Annotated in this window: 24 protein-coding genes and 1 pseudogene; 6 read left to right on the top strand and 19 right to left on the bottom strand. The window is 74.6% G+C overall.

What is annotated here, in order from left to right; genetic code table 11:
• Positions 1-21 precede the first annotated feature (21 nt).
• From JKP75_RS03710 to JKP75_RS03685, 6 genes are read right to left on the bottom strand one after another with little or no spacing between them, the layout of a single operon-like run.
• Positions 22-489: a hypothetical protein gene (locus JKP75_RS03710; RefSeq protein WP_200489136.1), complete on the bottom strand. Its 468-nt coding sequence runs from the start codon at positions 487-489 to the stop codon at positions 22-24.
• Entirely contained in the window at positions 486-896 is a 411-nt protein-coding gene (locus JKP75_RS03705) for a TadE/TadG family type IV pilus assembly protein (protein ID WP_200489137.1), read from the bottom strand. Before JKP75_RS03705 ends, JKP75_RS03710 begins: the two co-directional genes overlap by 4 nt.
• Positions 889-1,095, bottom strand: coding sequence for a hypothetical protein (locus JKP75_RS03700; protein ID WP_200489138.1), 207 nt, complete (start codon positions 1,093-1,095; stop codon positions 889-891). The genes JKP75_RS03705 and JKP75_RS03700 overlap by 8 nt, the downstream gene beginning before the upstream one ends.
• Positions 1,096-1,124: 29 nt before the next feature.
• Positions 1,125-2,066, bottom strand: coding sequence for a type II secretion system F family protein (locus tag JKP75_RS03695; protein ID WP_200489139.1), 942 nt, complete (start codon positions 2,064-2,066; stop codon positions 1,125-1,127).
• Positions 2,063-2,926 (bottom strand): type II secretion system F family protein, encoded by an 864-nt coding sequence (locus JKP75_RS03690; protein WP_200489140.1) that lies wholly within the window; start codon positions 2,924-2,926, stop codon positions 2,063-2,065. The genes JKP75_RS03695 and JKP75_RS03690 overlap by 4 nt, the downstream gene beginning before the upstream one ends.
• A gap of 13 nt (positions 2,927-2,939) precedes the next feature.
• Positions 2,940-4,160 carry an ATPase, T2SS/T4P/T4SS family gene (locus tag JKP75_RS03685; protein ID WP_309229490.1) on the bottom strand — a complete coding sequence of 407 codons (1,221 nt, stop codon included), beginning with the start codon at positions 4,158-4,160 and terminating at the stop codon, positions 2,940-2,942.
• A 201-nt stretch (positions 4,161-4,361) separates the two neighbouring features.
• Between JKP75_RS03685 and JKP75_RS23310 the strand changes: the two genes are divergently transcribed.
• Positions 4,362-5,525 carry a flagellin gene (locus tag JKP75_RS23310; protein ID WP_207146577.1) on the top strand — a complete coding sequence of 388 codons (1,164 nt, stop codon included), beginning with the start codon at positions 4,362-4,364 and terminating at the stop codon, positions 5,523-5,525.
• Between the two features lie 10 nt (positions 5,526-5,535).
• Here the strand turns inward: JKP75_RS23310 and JKP75_RS24330 are convergent, their stop codons facing one another.
• The 4 genes from JKP75_RS24330 to JKP75_RS03660 form a co-directional block, all read right to left on the bottom strand.
• A complete protein-coding gene (locus tag JKP75_RS24330) occupies positions 5,536-7,935 on the bottom strand; it encodes an ATP-binding cassette domain-containing protein (RefSeq protein ID WP_200492775.1) in 2,400 nt (799 codons plus the stop codon).
• The gene (locus JKP75_RS22445; RefSeq protein ID WP_200492774.1) at positions 7,845-9,320 is read right to left on the bottom strand and encodes an ABC transporter ATP-binding protein; all 1,476 of its coding nucleotides are present in this window, start codon (positions 9,318-9,320) and stop codon (positions 7,845-7,847) included. Before JKP75_RS22445 ends, JKP75_RS24330 begins: the two co-directional genes overlap by 91 nt.
• A 132-nt stretch (positions 9,321-9,452) precedes the next feature.
• Positions 9,453-9,941 (bottom strand): hypothetical protein, encoded by a 489-nt coding sequence (locus JKP75_RS03665; RefSeq protein WP_200492773.1) that lies wholly within the window; start codon positions 9,939-9,941, stop codon positions 9,453-9,455.
• An 11-nt stretch (positions 9,942-9,952) separates the two neighbouring features.
• The gene (locus tag JKP75_RS03660) at positions 9,953-10,342 is read right to left on the bottom strand and encodes a hypothetical protein (protein WP_200492772.1); all 390 of its coding nucleotides are present in this window, start codon (positions 10,340-10,342) and stop codon (positions 9,953-9,955) included.
• A 296-nt stretch (positions 10,343-10,638) separates the two neighbouring features.
• On the opposite strand from JKP75_RS03660, the gene JKP75_RS03655 reads away from it, so the two are divergent.
• Positions 10,639-10,866: a hypothetical protein gene (locus JKP75_RS03655; protein ID WP_200489143.1), complete on the top strand. Its 228-nt coding sequence runs from the start codon at positions 10,639-10,641 to the stop codon at positions 10,864-10,866.
• 35 nt (positions 10,867-10,901) lie between these two features.
• On the opposite strand, the gene JKP75_RS03650 is transcribed toward JKP75_RS03655, so the two are convergent.
• The 3 genes and pseudogenes from JKP75_RS03650 to JKP75_RS03645 all read right to left on the bottom strand — a co-directional run bounded on the left by JKP75_RS03650 (position 10,902) and on the right by JKP75_RS03645 (position 12,710).
• Positions 10,902-12,035 (bottom strand): acetolactate synthase large subunit, encoded by a 1,134-nt coding sequence (locus JKP75_RS03650; RefSeq protein WP_309229489.1) that lies wholly within the window; start codon positions 12,033-12,035, stop codon positions 10,902-10,904.
• Positions 12,036-12,186: 151 nt separating this feature from the next.
• A pseudogene (locus JKP75_RS24325) lies at positions 12,187-12,399 on the bottom strand (thiamine pyrophosphate-binding protein); the annotation flags it as partial.
• An 89-nt stretch (positions 12,400-12,488) separates the two neighbouring features.
• The gene (locus JKP75_RS03645) at positions 12,489-12,710 is read right to left on the bottom strand and encodes a hypothetical protein (protein WP_200489145.1); all 222 of its coding nucleotides are present in this window, start codon (positions 12,708-12,710) and stop codon (positions 12,489-12,491) included.
• A gap of 59 nt (positions 12,711-12,769) precedes the next feature.
• Here JKP75_RS03645 and JKP75_RS03640 point away from each other — a divergent pair, with 59 nt between their 5' ends.
• Positions 12,770-13,165: a hypothetical protein gene (locus tag JKP75_RS03640; protein WP_200489146.1), complete on the top strand. Its 396-nt coding sequence runs from the start codon at positions 12,770-12,772 to the stop codon at positions 13,163-13,165.
• 9 nt (positions 13,166-13,174) lie between these two features.
• Here JKP75_RS03640 and JKP75_RS03635 read toward each other — a convergent pair whose 3' ends face one another.
• Together JKP75_RS03635 and JKP75_RS03630 are read right to left on the bottom strand one after the other, a co-directional pair.
• Positions 13,175-14,116, bottom strand: coding sequence for an NADP-dependent oxidoreductase (locus JKP75_RS03635; protein WP_200489147.1), 942 nt, complete (start codon positions 14,114-14,116; stop codon positions 13,175-13,177).
• A 78-nt stretch (positions 14,117-14,194) separates the two neighbouring features.
• Positions 14,195-15,394: an acyl-CoA dehydrogenase family protein gene (locus JKP75_RS03630; RefSeq protein ID WP_200492771.1), complete on the bottom strand. Its 1,200-nt coding sequence runs from the start codon at positions 15,392-15,394 to the stop codon at positions 14,195-14,197.
• Positions 15,395-15,566: 172 nt separating this feature from the next.
• Here JKP75_RS03630 and JKP75_RS03625 point away from each other — a divergent pair, with 172 nt between their 5' ends.
• Positions 15,567-15,986, top strand: coding sequence for a DUF4190 domain-containing protein (locus tag JKP75_RS03625; RefSeq protein WP_200489148.1), 420 nt, complete (start codon positions 15,567-15,569; stop codon positions 15,984-15,986).
• A 63-nt stretch (positions 15,987-16,049) separates the two neighbouring features.
• Positions 16,050-16,694: a dihydrofolate reductase family protein gene (locus JKP75_RS03620; protein WP_200489149.1), complete on the top strand. Its 645-nt coding sequence runs from the start codon at positions 16,050-16,052 to the stop codon at positions 16,692-16,694.
• A 55-nt stretch (positions 16,695-16,749) separates the two neighbouring features.
• Here JKP75_RS03620 and JKP75_RS03615 read toward each other — a convergent pair whose 3' ends face one another.
• Both JKP75_RS03615 and JKP75_RS03610 read right to left on the bottom strand, forming a co-directional pair.
• Positions 16,750-17,703, bottom strand: coding sequence for a CoA ester lyase (locus JKP75_RS03615; protein ID WP_200489150.1), 954 nt, complete (start codon positions 17,701-17,703; stop codon positions 16,750-16,752).
• Positions 17,704-17,785: 82 nt separating this feature from the next.
• Entirely contained in the window at positions 17,786-17,962 is a 177-nt protein-coding gene (locus tag JKP75_RS03610; protein ID WP_200492770.1) for a hypothetical protein, read from the bottom strand.
• Positions 17,963-18,263: 301 nt separating this feature from the next.
• Between JKP75_RS03610 and JKP75_RS03605 the strand changes: the two genes are divergently transcribed.
• Positions 18,264-18,572, top strand: a complete 309-nt coding sequence (locus JKP75_RS03605; RefSeq protein WP_200492769.1) for a hypothetical protein — start codon at positions 18,264-18,266, stop codon at positions 18,570-18,572.
• A gap of 8 nt (positions 18,573-18,580) precedes the next feature.
• On the opposite strand, the gene JKP75_RS03600 is transcribed toward JKP75_RS03605, so the two are convergent.
• Complete coding sequence (locus JKP75_RS03600; protein WP_200489152.1) at positions 18,581-19,441, bottom strand: DMT family transporter; 861 nt, start codon at positions 19,439-19,441, stop codon at positions 18,581-18,583.
• Positions 19,442-19,504: 63 nt separating this feature from the next.
• Positions 19,505-20,377: a PhzF family phenazine biosynthesis protein gene (locus JKP75_RS03595; protein ID WP_200489153.1), complete on the bottom strand. Its 873-nt coding sequence runs from the start codon at positions 20,375-20,377 to the stop codon at positions 19,505-19,507.
• Positions 20,378-20,391 lie beyond the last annotated feature (14 nt).

The raw sequence follows: 20,391 nt of genomic DNA, 5'->3' as shown, positions 1-20,391 counted from the left end.
ACCATGCGTCACACCGGCGGTTCACCCGTCGACGTACCGCTCCCGCTCCACCACGAACTGGCCGGTGGCCGTGTTCGCGTCGACGAACTCCGGCAGCAGCGGGATCCGCACCGTCACCGTCACGCACACCGAGAACCGCTCCCCCGGCACCAGCACCGGCGTGTACGAGCCGGCGGCATCGCAGTCCGAGCCGGCCGGCGCGTAGGCAACCCGCACGTCGGTCGCGTCCACCGACTGGTCCTCCACCGCCAGCTCCGCTGCCCGCAGGGCCTGCGCCTGGCCGGTCACCGGGTCGGCGGCCGTCGCGAGTGCCCGGCCCGCCTCGCGCGCGGCAGCATTCGCGGCGAACACCCCGCGTTGCACCGCCGAGAACCCGGCCACGATGTAGACCAGCGGCACCAGGGCGACCAGAGCGATGAACACGAACTCCACCAGCGCCGATCCGCGCTCGCCCTCCAGCTGCCCGAGCCGGGCGCGCAGCCACCTCACGCGCCCTCCTTCACCGCGCGGCCGGTGACCTCCAGCGGCAGCAGGTCGCCCAGCGCCGACAGCAGCGAGGGCACCGCCCCCGAGCAGCGCACCACCACCAGCGTCATGCCGCTCGGGTCGGCCTCCTCCTCCGAGGTGCACACCAGCCCCGCCGCGGTCCGGTCGGTCGTCGCCCGCCCGACCACCTCGAGCGTGCGGGCGGCGCCCACCGCCGAGTCGACGTCGGCGTTCGCCGCGAACCGGGCGCCCTCCTGCGCGCTCGCCGTCACCACGTTCCGGACGTGCGCGTAGACCGCCACCTGCAGGATCGCCAGCAGCAGCCCGACGACGAGCAGCGAGACCAGCACGAAGTCGACGACGGCGCTCCCCCGCTCGCCGCCGTCGTCGGCAGGAGACGCGTCAGCCACTGCTCGTGACGGAGGTGAGCGCGTTGGTCACCGCGTCGACGATCGCCGTCCGGAACGGCACGAGGATGGCCAGCACGAGCGCCGCCGTCATCACCGTGATCATGACCCAGCCGGGCACGTCCCCCCGCTCCGGATCGTCGGCCTCGAGCCGGGCGGTCAGGGCGGCCAGAGCCGCCGTCAGGAATGCGAACGGGCGCATGGCGCGTCCTTTCTCCGTGTCCGCCGGCATCACTGCGCCAGCGAGACGATGCTGATCAGTCCCGGGAAGAGGGCGAAGAGGACAGTCACCGGCAGCACGAGGAAGACGACCGGCACCATCATGGCGATCTCCTTCCGGCCACCGGCCTCGAGCAGCCGCCGCTTGCCGGCCTCCCGGACGTCGGCCGCCTGGGCGCGCAGCACCTCGGCGAGCCGGGTGCCGCGCTCGATCGCCACCAGGAGCCCGTCGATGAAGCGGGCCAGCGGATCCAGCGAGGTCCGGTCGGCGACCTGCTGCAGCGCCTCGGTCAGCGGTACCCCGGCACGCGCCCGGCCCAGCGCACCGCCGAGCTCGCGGGCCAGCTCGCCACCGGAGAGGCGGGTGACCCGCGCGATCGCCGCGGCCGGGCTCTCCCCCGCCGTCACCGCCAGCGCGAGCAGCTCGGCGACCACCGGGAACTCCGCGAGCAGCAGCTCCTCGCGCCGGTTCACCTGCTGCGTCAGCCACCAGTCGCGGCCGAGCACGCCGCCGACCAGCCCGGCCACGCAGAGCAGGCCCGCGCTCAGCACGTTCAGGCTCCCGGCCGCCGCCGAGCCGACCCCGGCGACGACGACGCCGCCCAGCAGGCCGAGACCGCCCCACACCACCTGCTCGACGCGGAAGTCCTCGACGGTCATCTCGCCGCCCAGCGCCTCCAGCCGACGGCGCACCGCCGCTCGCCCACCGAGGAAGCGGTCCACCAGCCGGGCGCCGTCCCCGATGGCCGGACCGAACACCCGACGGACGGCGACCAGCAGCCCCGGCTCGGTCGGCGTGCCCAGCAGCCGGGACGGCGGCGGGGTGTCGTGCACGTACGGCGCCAGCCGGTCGACCAGCCGCACCGCGCGGAACGGCGGCGCGTACCGCACCGCGAGGATCAGCCCGCCCGCGGCGACCAGCCCGAGCAGCATCCCGGTGAGGGCCGGGCTCACTGGAGCACCCGCACGTCCTGGGGCAGCCGGCCGATCCGCAGCATGAGCCGGTAGGCGACGAGGCAGACCGCGCCGCCCCCGACCAGGATCACCGTGCCGAGCGGGGTGTCGTAGGCCGACAACGTCGTCGACTGGGTGGCCAGCAGGAGCAGCACCACCCACGGCGCGGCCACGGCCAGGCGCGCGGCGGAGACGACCCAGCCCTGCCGGGTCTCCAGCTCGGCGCGGGCGCGGGCGTCCTCGCGCAGGAACGTCGCGAGCGTGCGCAGCACCCGACCCAGATCGGTGCCGCCCACCTCGCGCGCGACGCGCAGCGTCTCGACGATCCGGTCGCCGACCGGGTCGGCGAGCTCGGCCTTGAGCCGGTCGAGCCCCGGCCCGAAGCGTCCGGTGGAGCGGTAGTCGGCGGCGAAGCGGGCGAACGGCGGCCGCAGCACCTCGGGTCCGCGAGTGCCCAGCGCGGCCAGAGCCTCGGGCAGCGACATGCCCGCCCGCACCGCCGAGGACAGGTTGTCGACGACCTCCGGCCACACCTCGCGCAGGTCGGCCTGCCGCTTGGCCGCGAGCCGGCGCACCTGCGCGTACGGCACCGCGAAGCCGAACAGCCCGAACGCCAGGCTCACCGTCACCGTTCCGGTGGTCACCAGGACGACGACGAGCACCAGCAGCCCGAGCCCGACCTGCAGCGCGAGCAGCTGGGCGGGGTTGATGCCGGTCAGCCCGGCCGCGCCGAGCAGCTGCTGCGTGCGACCCGGCCGCCGCGGGGTCGTCGGCCGCTGCGGCGCCCGCGGACCGCTGCGCCAGATGAGCAGCGCGCCCAGGCCGAACAGCAGGCCGAGCAGCGCCCCGGACTGCGTCATGCCGACAGCCCGGTCATGCCAGCAGCCCGGCGAGGTCGACGCCGCGGGCGGCGAACCGGTCGGCGTGCGGCGGGTAGCCGTCGGCCCGCACCAGCCGGCCGTCGCGGGTGGTGAAGACGTCGGCGGTCTCGATGACGCCGCCCTCGGCCCGCCCGGGCAGAGCCACGATCTCCCGCACCCGCCGCTGCCCCGACGGGTCGGTGCCCACGTGCACGACGAGGTCGACGCTGGAGGCCACGGTGGGGACGACGAACGCCGTCCCGATGTTCTCGCCGGCCAGCAGCGGCAGCGTGCACATCTTCACGACGGCCTCGCGGGCGCTGTTCGCGTGCAGCGTGCACATGCCGGGAAGTCCGCTGTTCAGAGCAATCAGCAGGTCGAGGCACTCCTCCTGCCGCACCTCGCCGACGACGATCCGCGAGGGCCGCATGCGCAGCGCCTCCTTGACCAGCCGGCGCAGCGGGATCTCCCCGGCGCCCTCGAGGTTGGGCTGGCGGGTCTGCATGGCGACGACGTCGGGCAGCGGCACCCGCAGCTCGAAGACCTCTTCACAGGTGATCACCCGCTCCTGCGCCGGGATCGCGGCCGCCAGGCAGTTCAGAAGCGTGGTCTTCCCGGCCTGCGTGCCGCCGGACACCAGCACGTTGAGCCCGGCCGCGACCGACGCCTCCAGGAACCGCGCCGCCTGCACCGTGATCGTGCCGAGCGCGATCAGCTCGTCCAGCGAGTGCGCCTGCAGCACGAACTTGCGGATGTTCACCGCCATGTGCCGGCGGGTGATGTCCGGGATGACGACGTGCAGCCGCGACCCGTCGGGCAGAGTCGCGTCGACGAACGGGGTCGACATGTCGATCCGTCGACCCGAGGTGCGCAGCATCCGCTCGACCAGGTCGGCCAGCTCGCCGGGCGCGAGGATCGTCGTCGTCAGCTCCGAACGGCCGCGGCGGGCGATGAACACCCGGCCCGGCTCGTTCACCCAGATCTCCTCCACCTCAGGGTCGTCGAGATAGCGCTGCAGCGGCCCGAACCCGGCCACCCGGTCCAGCACGTCGCGGACGACGGAGTCGGCGTCCCCGATCGGGGGAAGCGCTGAGGTGAGCGCCCGCTCCGAGTAGTCGGCGACGACGTCGCGCACCAGCAGCCGCACCGGCCCGGGGTCGGTGAACGGGTCCAGCCCGCGGCGGCGGATGAGCTCGCGGACCTCCCCGTCCACCACGTCCAGAGCGCTCGCCACGGCCGGACTGTAGGAGAACGGGAGGGTCCGCGACCGGCCGCGATCACGATCTGTGGACGACGGACGGGCAGCTCCACCCACCCGGGTGAACGGTGGACGGCGGCCCGCTCCGACAACCGAGACAGCGACGCCTCGTTTCGGGTTGAGGTCGCGGCGCCCGGGCCGATGTCAGAGCGTCGGCACTACCGGGGAGGGGTCAGCGTGGGTCTGGGCGTCGCCACGAACGTCGCCGCGATGGGCACCCACCGCGCGCTGGCCCGCAACGACGAGGCGATGACCGTCTCCCTGCGCCGGCTCTCCACCGGGCTGCGGATCAACTCCGCCGCCGACGACGCGGCAGGGCTCAGCATCGCCGAGGGCCTACGCGCCCAGATCCGCGGCGGCACGGTCGCCATGCGCAACATCCAGGACGGCATCAACTTGCTGCGCACCGCCGAGGGCGCGCTCGCCGAGACCTCGGCGCTCCTGCAGCGGCTGAGCGACCTGACCGTCCAGCGCCACAACGTCGGCGCCCTCGACAGCACCGCGCTCGCGGCCATCCAGACCGAGACGAGCGGAGTGCGTGCGGAGATCGACCGCATCGCCCGGAGCACCACCTTCAACGGCATCCCGCTGCTCGACGGCACCTTCGAGCGCGACTTCCAGGTGGGCGGGGCCGCCGGCGACACCGTGCGCGTGACCATCCCGGAGGACGGCCGGCCGCTGAATCTGGCCGGCATCCTGCTCTCCGTCGGCAGCGGCCTGGAGGCACCGGCCACCTCGGTCTGGGCGGAATCCGCCGCGCCGGGGCCGGCGCAAGCCGGCCGGCTCCGGCTGACCGGCGGCTTCGGTTCGCCCACCGACGCACCGGGCGAGTTCCGCACACTGGCCGGCACCCTCCACTACGGCGGGCAGGCCTTCGACTTCGGCTCGGTCGACTACACCGGCGCGGTCACCCCGCAGGACCACCTCGACCGGCTCAACGCCGCCGTCACGGGCGCCCTCGGCACCGGCTTCACCACGACGGCGACCGGCCTGCTCTTCACCGGCGCGGTCCCGGGCCCGGCGACGACCGCCGCCGACGAGGCCGCCCTCACCCCGCTCTACGCACCACCGGCCAAGGTCGCCACCACCGGCGAGCTCATCGACCGGATCTCCTCCGTGCGCGCCGCCCTGGGCGCGATGGAGAACCGGTTCGAGCACACCGCCGCAGGACTGTCGGTCTCGCTGGCGAACCTGACGGCGTCGGAGTCCCGCATCCGGGACGCCGACATGGCCCTGGAGATGGCGGCTTTCTCCCGCAACCAGGTGCTCAGCCAGGCCGGGACGGCGATGCTCAGCCAGGCGCAGTCGACGGCGAAGGGCGTGCTCGCGCTGCTCGGCTGACCCGGGGCGTTCAGTCCATCAGCGGGTCGGCGTCCTCGTCCGCGGTGAACGCCTCCCACAGCGCGGCGTACGCACCACCCGCGGCCAGCAGCTCGTCGTGCGTCCCGATCTCCACCAGCCGGCCGTGCACGAGCACCGCCACCCGGTCGGCGCGGGCCGCCGTCGTCAGCCGGTGCGCGACGACCAGCGTCGTCCGCCGCCGGGCCACCGCGTCCGCCGCCCGGGTGACCGCGGCCTCGGTGGCCAGGTCCAGCGAGGCGGTCGCCTCGTCGAACAGCAGCACGTCGGGGTCGACCAGCTCCGCGCGGGCCAGCGCCAGCAGCTGCCGCTGCCCGGCCGACAGCGAGCGCCCGCGCTCCCCCACCCGCGTCCGGTAGCCCTTCGGCAGCCCGGCCACCATGTCGTGCGCGCCGACGGCCCGGGCGGCGGCCTCCACCTCGGCGTCGGTCGCGTCGGGCCGGCCGTAGGCGATCGCGTCACGCACGGTGCCCTCGAACAGGTAGGCCTCCTGCGGCACGACGCCCAGCCGGTGCCGGTACTGCAGCAGGTCCAGCGAGCGCAGGTCCGCGCCGTCCACGCACACCGCCCCCGACGTCGGGTCGTAGAACCGCGCCACCAGCTTCACCACCGTCGACTTGCCCGCACCGGTCTCCCCGACCAGCGCCAGCGTCTCCCCCGGCGCGACGGTCATCGTCACGTTCCGCAGCGCCGCCTCCGGCGCGCCCGTGTAGGCGAACGTGACGTCGTCCAGGTGCACCTCGCCGCGCAGCGGGCCCACCGGGGCGGCGTCGGGCACGGCCGGCGTCGACGTCGGCGTCCGCAGCAGGTCGCGCAGCCGGCGCAGGCCGACCGAGGCCTGCTGGTAGCTGTCGAACACCTGCGAGAGCTGCTGCACCGGCGCGAAGAACGTGTCGACGTAGAGCACGAAGGCGATCAGCACGCCGGTCGTGATGCTGCCCGAGGTGAGCCGCGCGGCCCCGACCGCCAGCACCGCGGCCGCCGCCACCTCGGACAGGAACTCGACGAACGGGAAGTAGGTGGCGATGTACCGCTGTGCCCGCAGCCGCACGTCGCGGTAGCTGCGCGCGTAGCCCTCGAACACCGCGGTCGAGCGCTCGGTCCGGTTGAACGCCTGGGTGACCCGCAGCCCGGCGACGTCCTCCTGCAGCCGGGCGTTGACCGCGCTCACCCGCTCGCGCGCCTCGGTGTACGCCGGCACCGACCGCGACCGGAACCAGACGGTGGCGACCACCAGCACCGGCAGCACGGCCACCAGCACCAGCGCGAGCGCGGCGTCGAAGAGGAACAGCGCGACCAGCACCCCGGTCAGGGTGAGCAGGCTGACCAGCGCGGTCGTCAAGCCTGTCTGCAGGAACGTCGACAGCGCGTCGACGTCCGTCGTCATCCGCGTCATGATCCGGCCGCCGAGCTCGCGCTCGTAGAAGTCCAGCCCGAGCCGCTGCAGCTGGGCGAAGGTCTTCACCCGCAGCGTGTAGAGCAGCCGCTCGCCGGTGCGCCCGGTCAGCCAGGCCGCGCCCCGGGCCAGCGCCCAGTCCGCGACCACGACGCCCAGCGCGACCGCCGCGACGGTCAGCAGCAGCGGCAGCGACTGCGCGGCCACGCCGTCGTCCACGCCCTTCCGCACCAGGGCGGGGATCGCCAGCTGCGCGGCGGTGTCCCCGGCCACCAGCACGATCGCCGCGGCCAGCGGCCAGCGGAACGGCCGCAGCAGCCGCCGCAGCGTGAAGTCCGGATCGGCGGCGCGGGCGCGTTCGGCCGGCACGTCCGGGAGCGCGTCCGCGGGCGGCAGCCGGTCGACCAGCGCGCGGAGGGCAGCCGTGGGCGCGGCCGCCGCCGCCATGCCCGCGCCACCGCCACCGCCACCACCGGGCGCGCCGATGGACGCGGTCGCGGCCCGCGACGGGCCGCCGTCCTCCACCGGGGCCTCGGGCTCGGGCCACGCCTCCGGGGTGGTGCCCCCGGCCGGGGGCACCTCGGCCAGGGGCGGGACGTCGCCCTCGGCGCCCGACAGCAGCAGCCGGTACAGCGGCGAGCGCGCCTCGAGCTCCGCGGCGGTGCCGACATCGACCACCCGGCCCGCGTCCAGGACGGCGACCCGGTCGGCCAGCGCGAGCGTCGACCGCCGGTGCGCGACCAGCAGCACCGTCCGGCCGCGCATCTCCCCGCGCAGCGCCTCGTGGATGCGGGCCTCCACCGCGGCGTCGACGGCGGAGGTCGCGTCGTCCAGCACCAGCACACGCGGCGCGACCAGCAGCGCCCGGGCCAGGGCGACCCGCTGCCGCTGCCCACCGGACAGGGTCAGCCCCTGCTCGCCGACGACGGTGTCATAGCCGTGCGGCAGCTCGGAGATGAACCCGTCGGCCTGCGCGGCGCGGGCGGCGGCGCGCACCTCGTCGTCCGTCGCGTCCGGCCGCCCGAAGGCGATGTTCGACCGCACCGAGTCGGAGAACAGGAACAGCTGTCCTCGAAGACGACGCCCATCGCCGACCGCAGGTCGTCGGTGTCCAGGTCGCGGACGTCGACCCCGCCGATCCGCACGCTGCCCGAGGCGACGTCGTAGAAGCGCGGCAGCAGGTTGACCACGCTGGACTTGCCGGAGCCCGCGGTGCCGATCAGCGCGAGGGTCTCCCCCGGCTCGATCCGCAGCGAGACCCCCGAGAGCACCGGCCGGTCGTCGTCGTGGCCGAAGGTGACGTCGTCGAGCTGGACGGTCAGCGGCCCGTCCGGCAGCCGGCCGGTGCCGGGCAGCACCGTCGGCCGGCTGTCCACGATCTCCAGCACCCGCTCCACCCCGGCGCGGGCCTGCTGCCCGATGGTGAGCAGCGCGGCGAGCTGCCGGACCGGCGCGACCAGCGCGGCCAGGTAGGTGGCGAAGGCCAGGAAGGTGCCCAGGCTGATCGAGCCGCGCAGCGCCAGCCAGCCGCCCAGCGCCAGCACGCCGACCTGCCCGAGCGCCGGCACGGCCTGCAGCAGCGGGTTGTAGAGCGCCGTGAACCGGACCACCCGCAGCCGGGCGCCGTAGAGCCGGCGGGCGCCGGATTCGATCCGGTCGAGCTCGCGGTCCTCCTGGCCGAAGCCCTTGACCACGCGGACGCCGGTGACCGCGGCCTCGACGTCGCCGACGACGGCGCCGGCCTGCTGCTGCGCGGCCCAGTTCGCCGGGAAGAGGTCCCGCCGCGAGCGCAGCGCCAGGAACCACAGCGCCGGGCCGACGGCGAGCGCGACCAGCGTCAGCAGCGGCGAGAGCCACGCCATGACGCCCAGCGAGACGAGGAACAGCAGCGCGTTGCCGGTCAGGTTGGGCAGGAACGCCAGCAGCCCCTGGACCAGGGTCACGTCGCTGATCGCCCGGCTGACCGTCTGCCCGGTCTGCAGGTGGTCCTGGCCGGGGCCGTCGACCCGCGCCAGCGCCGCGTGGACGTCGTTGCGCAGGTCCATCTGGACGTCGAGCGAGAGCCGGCCGGCGAGGTACCGGCGGACGAACCCGGCCGCGAACCGCAGCGCCCCGGCCCCGATCAGCGCGACCACGAACGGGGTGATGTCGACCGACCGGCCCGTCTCCGTGCCCTCGACCACCCGGTCGACGACCTCCCGCACCAGCAGCGGCGCCAGCCCGGCCACCACCGAGGCGACCAGCGCCGCGGCGAACGCGCCGTACAGGTCGGCCCGGTGGCGGAGGCAGTAGCCGATGAGCCGCTTGAGCCAGCCGCCCTCCGGCGGCGGTGGTGCGGGCCGCCCACGGGTGCCGGGGAGCTGGAGCTCGGTGGCCGTCACTGGGGAGCCGCCGCCCGCGACGGGACGGCGGAGAGGTCCGACACGCCCCCAGTCTGCGACGGACCCGCGCGCCCCGCCCGGCCCGGGCCTGCGTGTCGCCCGCCCGGGTGCCGGCCCACCTTCCAGTGCGGCTCAGCCGGCGGGCTGCAGCTTCCCGCCGGGCGCGCGGGCCACCAGCTCCACGAGCGTCCGGACGACCCGGGGCTCGAGGCCCTCGGTGTGCCCCTTGTCCCGCCGCAGCACGTCGGCGACCACCCGGTCCCCCTCCAGCTCCGGGTAGACGTAGACCTCTGCTGTGCCCGGTGCCGGCGGCCCGCCCCACGCGCGCGTCGGCGTGCCGGGCCGCGTGTCGTGCACCCGCCCGGGCTGCTCGTCGACGACGTCGTCCAGCCGGACGCGGGTGCCGCCGCCGAACCGTTCCGCCCACGGCGAGGTCTCGGGCAGCGCGACGATCTCGTGCTCCCCGACCGCGTAGACGAAGGAGAACTCCCCCTCCGGCAGGCCCCGCGCGACGCCGAACATCCGGGCCCGCGCCTCCGGCGGGAGCGCCGCCAGCGAGGGCTGCCCCGGCTGCGCCGGCGGGCCGAAACCCTCGACGACGGTCACCTGCCCCAGGCGCACACCGGAAAGGCTCAGCCAGCCGTCGACCCGGTCGGCCCACCAGTCGGTGCGCAGCAGCCATGGTTCGACGTGATGCTGCCCTGCGAGTGCCCGGCCAGCCAGAACGACCGGACCCGCCCCGGATACCGGGCGAGGACGTCCTCGACGACGGCCTGCAGGTACGCGTCGTCGGCCTCGGCGACCCACCTGCGGAAGGGCGACGTCGTCCGCGCGGTCGGGGTGGCGACCACCAGCCCGAACTCGTCGACGTGGTCGTGCACCGGGAAGTACTCGCGCTGCCACGGGCCCAGCGATCCGGCGCCGTGCAGGTTGAGCACGAACACGACGCCGTCCTCCGGCGGGGAGTCGGGCCGGTCGAGGGTGAACGGGCGGCCGTCGAGGTCGACCTTCTCGGTGATCACGGCGCGACGCTAGAGGCGACGGCCCGCCGGCGGAAGGGTGCCGGCTCGACGCGGTAGGAGTCGGCGTCGTCCCGGATCCGGGTCGGTGCCGCCTCCCCTCCCAGCCGGAAGGGTCGACCGCACCGCGCGGGGACGGACAGGGCCGATCGGCCGGATCCGCCGACGGACGACGGACCCGGCACCCGGGACCTCCGGCCCCGTCCCCGAGCACGCGACAGCGCTAGCGTGGTCGTCGGGCGCCGGGCCGCCGGCGTCCGGACGCCGGTCTCCGCGGCCGGCTTCCCCCGGGAGTCGTCATGACCCGTCCCGTGAACCGGCCCCCCGCCGTGGCCGGGCAGCACCGCCCTCCCGACGAGCACCCGGCCCGCCCGGATCGGAAGAAGCCTCCCGAGAAGCCCGGCATCGAGGACCACATGCTGCTGCTGCTGGCCCTCGCGGCGGTGGTCGTCGTCCTCGCCTTCACCGCCATGATCGTCCTCACCGCGCTGGGCGGTGGGACCGACTACGTCCCCTGGAACGGCTGACCCCAGGGGCGTAGCCGGCGAAGGCCCCGCGCGGGCTACCGCAGGGTGGCGACGACGACGTGCGGGCCGGGCTCGGCCAGCGCGTGCCGGACCTGCTCGGCCAGCTCCTCGGCGGTGGTCGCCCGCGAGGCCGGCACCCCCATGCCCTGCGCGATGGAGACGAAGTCCAGCGCCGGGCCGCCCAGGTCGAGGAGCTGGCGCGCCCGCTTCCCGTCCGTCGCCGCGCCGACGTTGACCAGCTCGTGCTGCAGGATCGCGTAGGAGCTGTTGTCGCAGATGATCGTGGTGATGTCGGCCTGCTCGCGGGCGAAGCTCCACAGCGCCGAGATGGTGTACATCGCGCTGCCGTCGCCCTGGATGCCGATGACCGGCCGGTCGGGGCAGGCCACCGCGGCACCCAGCGACATGGGCAGCCCGTCGCCGATCGCACCGCCGGTGAGCGAGAGCCAGTCGTGCCGCGGCCCGGCCGAGGTCATCTCCGTCAGGCCGACGCCCGAGGTGAGCGCCTCGTCGACGATGATCGCGTCCTCCGGCAGCAGGGCGCCGATGACCGCTGACATAGCCCGCGGGTTCAGCGGGCCGCTGGGCAGCTCCGGGCGCTCCAGCTCCTGCCGCGCCGGCTCGGCCCCGGGGGCGGCCAGCTCGGCCAGCGCCTCGATCGCCGCGACGCCGTCCTCACCGGGCTGGCTGAGCACGTGCACCGTGCAGTCCTCGGGCACCGGGTGGCCGGGCAGCCCGGGGTAGCCGAAGAAGTGCACTGGCGCGGTGGCGCCGGCGAGCACCAGGTGCTTGGTCCCGGCCAGTGCCGGGATGGCCAGCTGCGGCGGGTACGGCAGCCGGTTCAGGTGCGGCAGGCCCCCGCCTCGCGCGGTGCGGGCGGTGAAGGTCTCGGCGAGCAGCCGCACGCCGGTGCCGGCGGCGACCCGCGCCGCGGCCAGCTGCCCCTCGGGCGAGGCCAGGACGTCGCCGCCGAGGAAGAGCACCGTCTCCTCGCCGGTGGCCACGACCTCGGCGATGCGCTCGATCAGCGCCGGCGCGGCGTGCGGCCGCGGCCGCACGTTCAGCGGCACGGCGGGCTCGGCGCCCTCCTCCCACGACACGTCGGCGGGGAGGATCAGCGTGGCGATGCCGGTCTTTCTTGGCCATCGCCACGGCCTCCGCGGCGTCACCGGCGACGTCGGCCGGCGACAGCGAGCGGCGGACCCAGCCCGAGACGGTGCCGGCGATCGCGTCGATGTCGGACTCGAGCGGGGCGTCCAAGCGCTTGTGCGAACGGGCGTGGTCACCGACGACGTTGACCAGCGGCGCCCTGCCGCGCCGGGCGTTGTGCAGGTTCGCCAGGCCGTTGCCGAGGCCCGGGCCCAGGTGCAGCAGCGTGGCCGCCGGGCCCCCGGTCATCCGCGCGTACCCGTCGGCGGCGCCGGTCGCGACGCCCTCGAAGAGGGTCAGCACCCCGCGCATCTCGGGCACGTCGTCCAGCGCCGCGACGAAGTGCATCTCGGAGGTGCCCGGGTTCGAGAAGCAGACGTCCACGCCCGCGTCGACCAGGGTCCGGATCAGTGCCTGTGCGCCGTTCACCCGGCGACCATGGCACGGCTCACACCCGGGGTCCACACCGGGGTTCAGGTGCCGGGCTCCTCCGCGGCGCGGCCGCGCACCCACAGCAGGCTGCCCACCGCCAGCGCGGCCAGCAGCACGCCGGCGACGACGAGGCTGGCCCGCGAGGTCTGCCCGATGCGGATCAGCAGGTGGATCATCAGCGGGACGACGACGGGCAGCAGCATCCGCGCCCGCTGCCGCAGGCCGGGCACCGATGGCGCGCCGGGCGTCGGGGAGTCGGGCACGGCGGTCATCCTCGCACCGGCAGACTGCCCGTGATCACCCCCGACCGAGGAGCACCACCATGGCCGACGCCACGACCACCGCCGCCCCCGCCCGCCGCGCCCACCCGGCGCACAGCGCGCTGGTCGGGCTGACCACCCTCGGCGTGCTCCTCCAGGGCCTCTGGGCAGGCCTCTTCCTCGGCGGGACCGATGACCCGGGCACCTGGTACGACGTGCACAAGCACGGCGCGGAGGCCACCGTCGCGCTCGCCGCCCTGGCCACGGTCGCGGCGTTCGTCTGGCTGCGGCACCGGACACCCGTCGTCGTCGCGACGGCCCTGCTGTTCGTGCTCCTGGTCGTCGAGATGCTGCTCGGGCTCGCGGACTCCTCCGCGGCCGTCGCCGTGCACGTGCCCCTGGCGATGCTGATCATGGGCCTGGCCGTCTGGCTCCCCGTCCAGGCCCGCCGCGGCTGACCCCCGCGGCTAGAAGGTCAGCACCAGCCGGCCGCGGACGCCACCGGCCTCGAGCATCCGGTGCGCGTCTGCGGCCCGCTCCGCCGGGAAGGTCTGCGCCACCCGCAGGGTGAGCACGCCCTCCTCCACCTGCTCGCGCAGCCGGTCCAGGGCCGCGCGGTCCTCGGCCACCTTGCGCACCAGCGTCGGGAAGAAGCGGAGGTCCTCGCGGCCGCCGCCGTCGCCCCGGTACCCGCGGACGGTCGCCACCGCGCCACCCTGCTTGACCGCCGGCAGCACGAGCGCGTCCTGCACCGAGCCGTCGGCCAGCCCGTCGACGCCCTCGGGGAAGTGCTCGCGGATGCGCTCGGCGACGTCGTCCCCACGCCGGACGACGACGTCGGCACCGAACCCGCGCACCAGCTCCTCGTCGGCCTCGGAGGCGTCGGCGACGACGGTGAGCCCGTCGGCCTTCGCCAGCTGGACGACGTAGCCGCCGTACGCGCCCGCCGCACCGGTCACCGCCAGCACCTGGCCCGGCTGCAGCCCCAAGAGGTCCAGCGACAGGCGGGCGGTCAGCCCGTTCATCGGCAGCGTGGACGCCTCCACGGCGGTCGCCCCCTTCGGTGCGCGCACCACCGAGTTCCCCGGCAGCACCTTGTCCTCCCGGTAGGCGCCGTACGGCCCGAAGGGGACGACGACGCCCATCGCGAGGTCACCGACCGCGAGGTGGTCGACGCCCTCGCCCAGCTCGGTGACCACGCCGGCGAGGTCCATGCCCGGCACGTACGGCGGGCTCTTCACCGGGTCGCGCCCGGCGTAGGCGCCGGAGCGGGCGTGGGTGTCGGTCGGGCTGACCGCCGCGGCCTCCACCTTCAGGCGGACCTGGCCGGGGCCGAGCGGCTCCGGCTCCACCTCGACGATGTGCAGGGCCTCGGGCCCGCCGAACTCGGTCACTCCAGCTGCGCGCATGCCTCCTGACTACACCACCGCCGGACGCAGCGCGGCCCCCGTCTGGGTGATCGGGACGGGGGCCGCGAGGCGGCTAGGTCAGCCCTTGAGCTTGTACTCCTTGAGCAGACCACGGCTGATGATTGTCTTCTGGATCTCGCTGGTGCCCTCGCCGATGAGCAGGAACGGCGCCTCGCGCATGAGCCGCTCGATCTCGTACTCCTTCGAGTAGCCGTAGCCGCCGTGGATGCGGAACGACTGCGTGGTCACCTCGGCGCAGTACTCGCTGGCCAGGGTCTTGGCCATGCCCGACTCGACGTCGCTGCGCTTGCCGGCGTCCTTGAGCCGGGCGGCGTTGACCATCATCAGGTGGGCGGCCTCGACCTTGATCGCCATCTCGGCGAGCTGGAAGGCGATCGCCTGGTGCTGGGCGATCGGCTTGCCGAAGGTCTCCCGCTGCTGGGCGTAGGCGATGGCGAGCTCGAAGGCGCGGATCGAGATGCCGCAGGCGCGGGCGGCGACGTTGACGCGGCCGACCTCGACGCCGTCCATCATGTGCGAGAAGCCCTTGCCGGGGACCCCGCCGAGGATGTCGGAGGCCTGGGCCTCGTAGCCGTCGAACACCAGCTCGGTGGTGTCGACGCCCTTGTAGCCCATCTTGTCGATCTTGCCGGGGATGGTGATCCCGGGCTTGACCTCGCCGAAGCCGGCCGGCTTCTCGACCAGGAAGGTCGTGAGGTTCTCGTGGGCGCGCTCGGCGCCCTCGTCGGTGCGGACCAGCGCGGCGACCAGGGTGGAGCTGCCACCGTTGGTCAGCCACATCTTCTGGCCGTTGATCGTGTAGTTGCCGTCGGCGTTCTTGGTCGCCTTGGTGCGGATGGCCGCGACGTCGGAGCCCAGGCCCGGCTCGGACATGGAGAACGCGCCGCGCACCTCGCCGGTGGCCATGCGCGGGAGGTAGTGGTCCTTCTGCTCCTGCGTGCCGTGCTGGCGCAGCAGGTAGGCCACGATGAAGTGGGTGTTGATGACGCCGGAGACGCTCATCCAGCCGCGGGCGATCTCCTCGACCACCAGCGCGTAGGTGAGCAGCGACTCGCCGAGGCCGCCGTACTCCTCGGGGATCATCAGGCCGAAGATCCCGAGCTCCTTGAGCCCGTCGACGATCTCCTGCGGGTAGGTGTCGCCGTGCTCGAGCTCCTGCGCGTTCGGGATGATCTCCCGGTCGACGAAGCTGCGCACCGTCGACAGGATCTCGCGCTGGATGTCGGTCAGGTCCGCGGTCTGGGCCAGGCGGGTCATCGGTCTCCTCCGGGGACTCCGGTGTCCATGGTCAGCGGAAAGTATGGGCTAGCCCGCCAGGCCCCCGCCCACGAGGGCAGAAATGGCCATGTCTGCCCTTCCGGGGGGCCGGCGCGTGGTGGAGTAGCCGCACCGGCCACCCCCGCCCGCACCGTGAGCAGGAGACGAACCGATGAGCACCCCCGACGACGGCCCGCGGACCGCGCCCGGCCCCCACCCGGGTCCGCCGCCGTACGGGCAGCAGCCGTTCGCGCAGCCCGGGTACGGGCAGCCGCCGCACGGGCAGCCGCAGTACGCACCGCCGCAGTACGGCCCGCCGGTGTACGGCTCGCCCTACCCGCCCGGCTACGGCTACGGCCGCCCGACGAACTCGCTGGCGATCCTGTCGCTGGTGCTGGCGTTCGTCTTCGCACCGGCCGGGCTGATCACCGGGATCATCGCCCGCCGGCAGATCCGCGAGACGCACGAGGGCGGCGACGGCCTGGCGCTGGCCGGGATCATCGTCGGCGGCATCGCGACCGCGCTGTTCGCGCTGGTGATCGTCTTCTGGGTCATCGCCTTCGCCTCGCTGACCAGCACCGGGTTCTCCTGATCCACCGACGAGTTCCCGGCGTCCCGCCGGTCTGACGGGGCGACGACCACGACGGGAGATCCGATGGACCAGCTGCTCAGGGTGCAGAACTTCACCGTCTCGCGGGACGGCTTCGGGGCGGGCGAGGGCCAGAGCCTGGAGCGGCCCTTCGGCTCCGCCGACCCGGGGCAGCTGATGTCCTGGCTCCTCGCCACGGCCGGCTTCCCGAACCGCAGCGAGCCCGGGGGGAGCCGCGGTCTCGACGACGTCCTCGCCCGGGACTTCGCGAACAACATCGGCGCCGAGATCATGGGCGCCCACAAGTTCAGCCCGCACCGCGGTCCGTGGCGGGACCTCGAGTGGCGGGGCTGGTGGGGCGACGAGCCGCCTTTCCACACGCCGGTCTTCGTGCTGACCCACCACCTGCGGCCGTCGTTCACCCTGTCGGATACGACGTTCCACTTCACCGACGAGGACCCGGCCACCGTCCTCGCCCGGGCCCGCGACGCGGCCGACGGCCGGGACGTCCGGCTCGGCGGCGGGGCGACGACGATCCGCGAGTTCCTCGACGCCGACCTGGTCGACACCCTGCACGTCGCGGTGGCACCGCTCGAGATCGGCGCGGGCGCCCGGCTCTGGACGTCGCCCGACGAGCTGCTCGACCGCTTCCACTGCGACGTCGTCCCGAGCCCGAGCGGCGTCACGCACCACCTGTTCTGGCGGCGGTAGGACGACGACGGCCGCCCGGGGAGGACCCCCCGGGCGGCCGTCGGCACAGCCGGTGTCAGCTCTCCGGCGGGGTGAACGTCGAGGTGCGGGACATGCCGGCGGCGCGGCCCTTGCCCGCGATGACCAGCGCCATCTTGCGGCTGGCCTCGTCGATCATCTCGTCGCCGAGCATCGCCGAGCCCTTCTTGCCACCGGCCTCCGAGGTGGACCAGTCGTAGGCGTCGAGGATCAGCTCGGCGTGGTCGTAGTCCTCCTGCGACGGCGCGTAGATCTCGTTGGCGGCGTCGATCTGGCCCGGGTGCAGGACCCACTTGCCGTCGAAGCCGAGCATCGCCGAGCGCTTGGCGACCTCCTCGAACGCGGGCACGTCGCGCACCTGCAGGAAGGGGCCGTCGATGGCCTGCACGCCGCGGGCGCGGGCGGCCATGAGGATCTGCATGAGGATGTAGTGGAACGGGTCGCCGGGGTAGTCCGGGTGCAGCGCACCGACGACCAGCGACTTCATGTTGATCGAGGCCATGAAGTCGGCGGGGCCGAAGATGATCGTCTCGATGCGGTCGCTGGCGAACGCGATGTCGTTGACGTTGATCAGGCCCTGCGCGGTCTCGATCTGCGCCTCGATGCCGATCTTGCCGATCTCCAGGCCGTTGGCCTTCTCGATCTGGGTGAGCAGCATGTCCAGCGCCTTGACCTGCGCGGCGTCCTGCACCTTCGGCAGCATGATCGCGTCGAGGTTCGCGCCGGCGCCGCCGACGACCTCGAGCACGTCCTGGAAGGTCCACTCCGTCGTCCAGTCGTTGACGCGGACGGTGCGGATCTTGTCGCCCCAGCCGCCCTCGTTCAGGGCCGCGACGATGTTCTTGCGGGCTCCGGGCTTGGCCAGCGGCGCGCACGCGTCCTCGAGGTCGAGGAACACCTGGTCCGCGGGGAGGCCCTTGGCCTTCTCGAGGAACCGGGGGTTGCTGCCGGGAACGGCCAGGTTGGAACGGCGGGATCGGAGCTCGGCCACAGTGCCTCCGCGGGTAGGAGTGGACAGGATTCGGTTGCACGGAGCGTAGCGACGGGCGTCGCCGCACGCGCTGGCGCGGTGATCACCCGGGGAGCGCGGCGAGCCACTGGTCGAAGGTCTGCGTGCCCAGATCGGCCCCGGGGCCCGCGGTGAGGCTGCCGTCGCGGAAGGCCCGTCCCTGCCGGCCGGGCAGCGGCACGGGGACGACGACGCCCCGCGCGCCGGTGGCCCGGGCGTAGCGCCGGACCATGTCGGGCACGCGCAGCACCTCCGGCCCGGCGAGGTCGGGGACCCGCCCCCGAGGGCCCCGCCTCGACCAGCGCGACCAGCCGCTCGGCCACCTCGCGGGCCGCGACCGGCTGCGAGCGCATGACCGGCACCGGGTGCAGGGGGCCGACCTGAAGCCGGGCGTGCATCTGCGCCGCGAACTCGTGGAACTGGGTGGCGCGCAGCAGGCTCCAGGGCACCGGACCCGCCGTCACCAGTTCCTCCTGGAGGGCCTTACCCGCGTAGTAGCCGTCGGGCGCGCGGTCCATGCCGACGATGGAGAGCGCGACGTGGTGCCCCACGCCGACCCGCGCCCCGGCGTCGAGCAGGTGGGTGGTGACCGCCCCGAAGAAGCGCCGCGACCCCCTGCCGGACTGGGTGGACACCGAGGTGACGTCGACGACGGCCTCGCTCCCCCGCAGCGCCTCGTCCAGGCCCGTGCCGTCGACGAGGTCCACGCCCCTGCTCCGCGCCAGGACGACGACGTCGTGCCCGCGCCCCCCGGCCACGTCCACGACGTGCCGCCCCACGACGCCGGTCCCGCCCGCGACTGCGATCTTCGATGTCATGCACCTGGGACGACGCAGCGCCGCGGGATGTGACATCCCGGTCAGGTGGCGGGCTCGACCAGCGTCGTCGGCCGGCTGCCACGCACCACGAGGCCGACACCCACGACGACGGCGACCATCCCCGGCAGCGCGAGCAGCGGCGGCGCCTGCTGCAGCAGCGCCAGCGCGACCAGCGTCGCCCCCGGCACCTCGAGCAGGATCACCAGGCTGACCATCGTCGGGCCGACCGTGGAGAGCACCAGGTTGAGCAGCGTGTGCCCGAGCAGCTGGGCGCAGACCGTGATGCCGGCGATGAGCAGCCAGTCCCGCCCGCTCATGCCGAGCAGGGGGACGTCGAACACCAGCGCCCCGACGGCGACGGCGGCCGCGCACACCGAGTACGCGACCACGGCGTAGGCCGAGGTGGACAGCCGCTCACGCGCGCGGGCGCCGGCCAGCACGTAGCCCCCGGCGAAGATCGCGCCGAGCAGCGCCAGCACGTCGCCGGCCAGCGCCTCCAGGCTCACCGAGACGTCCACGCCCGCGATCAGCGCGGCGCCCAGGACCGACAGCCACAGCCCCCACCAGACCGCGGCCGGCAGGCGCACCCCGGCGTACCGGGCGGCCAGCGCCGTCCAGATCGGGGTGGTCGTGACCAGCGCGGTGGACGCGGCGACCGTCGTCATCGTCAGGCTGGGCAGCCAGGCGGCGAAGTGCGCGGCGAGGAACAGCCCGGCGACGACGGAGCTGCGCAGGTCCCGCAGCGCCAGCCCCCGCAGCGAGGCGCGCTCGCGGGTGAGCAGCACCGGCAGCAGCAGCGCGGCGCCCGCGGCGTTGCGCCAGAAGGCCACGGCCAGCACCGGCGCGACGACCAGCGCGGTGAGCGGCCCGGACATCGAGACGCCCAGCACGGCCACGCCCATGAGCGCGACGTCCCGACCGCCGGGCCGCTGGACCGCCCACGAGGACGACGCGGTGGACGCGCGTCAGCGGCGCACCCGGATCCGGCCGCTCGCCACGGGCACGACCGCGCCGCGCACCGTGGCGGCCACCGCGCGGTCGGCCGCCGCGGTCACCGTGCACTCCAGCACCGACGGGCGGCCCATCGCCTCGCCCTGCCGCACCGTGTACGACGACGTCCCGTCGGCGGCGAGCAGGCCGGTCTCGACCAGCCACACCCCGGTGCCGAGCGCGGCGGAGCCGGTCGCCGGGTCCTCGCCCCAGGAGAGGTCGGCGGCGAACACGCGGGCGTAGGCGGTGGCGGTGGCGGCGTCCCAGGACAGCACCGAGACGCCTTCCCCCACGGAGAAGGCGCGCAGCGCGGCCGGGTCCGGAACGGCGCGGTCGACGGCGTCGGGGCGCACGGACAGGTAGGCGAACGGCAGCCCGCAGCCGGCCACCTCGACCGGGACGCCGGTGACGTCGCCGGCGGTCAGGCCCATCGCCCGCGCCAGCTCCTCGGCGGCCGGGCCGTCCTGCAGCGTCGGCGTCCCACCGGACAGCGTCGCGCCGTCCCCGTCGACGACGACGTCGAGCACGCCGGCGCCGCACTCCTGGCGCAGCGTGCCCGCGGGCAGCCGCCCGGCGCGGACCAGCGTGTGCGCCGCCCCGACGCTGGGGTGCCCGGCGAACGGCAGCTCGGCGTAGGGCGTGAAGATCCGCACCTTGTAGTCCGCGCCGGGCTCGGTGGGCGCGCTCAGGAACGAGGTCTCGGAGAGGTGGAACTCGTTGGCCAGCGCCTGGCACTGCTCGGTGCTCAGCGCGTCCGCGTCGAGGACGACGGCCAGCGGGTTGCCCGCGAAGGCCCGCGGCGCGAACACGTCGACGATCTCATAGTCCAGCAGCTCCGGGCCGTTCACGGCGCCGACGGTAG

The organism is Blastococcus sp. TML/M2B (assembly GCF_016612865.1).
Taxonomy (GTDB): Bacteria; Actinomycetota; Actinomycetes; order Mycobacteriales; family Geodermatophilaceae; genus Blastococcus.
The sequence above is the reverse complement of the archived record's forward strand: the minus strand, read 5'-3'. Positions and strand labels throughout refer to the sequence as shown.

Bases quoted from the DNA above. Each gene is read 5' to 3' on its own strand.
- JKP75_RS03700 (WP_200489138.1), bottom strand. From the start codon at position 1,095: ATGCGCCCGTTCGCATTCCTGACGGCGGCTCTGGCCGCCCTGACCGCC.
- JKP75_RS03690 (WP_200489140.1), bottom strand. From the start codon at position 2,926: ATGACGCAGTCCGGGGCGCTGCTCGGCCTGCTGTTCGGCCTGGGCGCG.
- JKP75_RS03655 (WP_200489143.1), top strand. From the start codon at position 10,639: ATGACCCGTCCCGTGAACCGGCCCCCCGCCGTGGCCGGGCAGCACCGC.
- JKP75_RS03640 (WP_200489146.1), top strand. From the start codon at position 12,770: ATGGCCGACGCCACGACCACCGCCGCCCCCGCCCGCCGCGCCCACCCG.
- JKP75_RS03635 (WP_200489147.1), bottom strand. From the start codon at position 14,116: ATGCGCGCAGCTGGAGTGACCGAGTTCGGCGGGCCCGAGGCCCTGCAC.
- JKP75_RS03630 (WP_200492771.1), bottom strand. From the start codon at position 15,394: ATGACCCGCCTGGCCCAGACCGCGGACCTGACCGACATCCAGCGCGAG.
- JKP75_RS03625 (WP_200489148.1), top strand. From the start codon at position 15,567: ATGAGCACCCCCGACGACGGCCCGCGGACCGCGCCCGGCCCCCACCCG.
- JKP75_RS03620 (WP_200489149.1), top strand. From the start codon at position 16,050: ATGGACCAGCTGCTCAGGGTGCAGAACTTCACCGTCTCGCGGGACGGC.
- JKP75_RS03600 (WP_200489152.1), bottom strand. From the start codon at position 19,441: ATGGGCGTGGCCGTGCTGGGCGTCTCGATGTCCGGGCCGCTCACCGCG.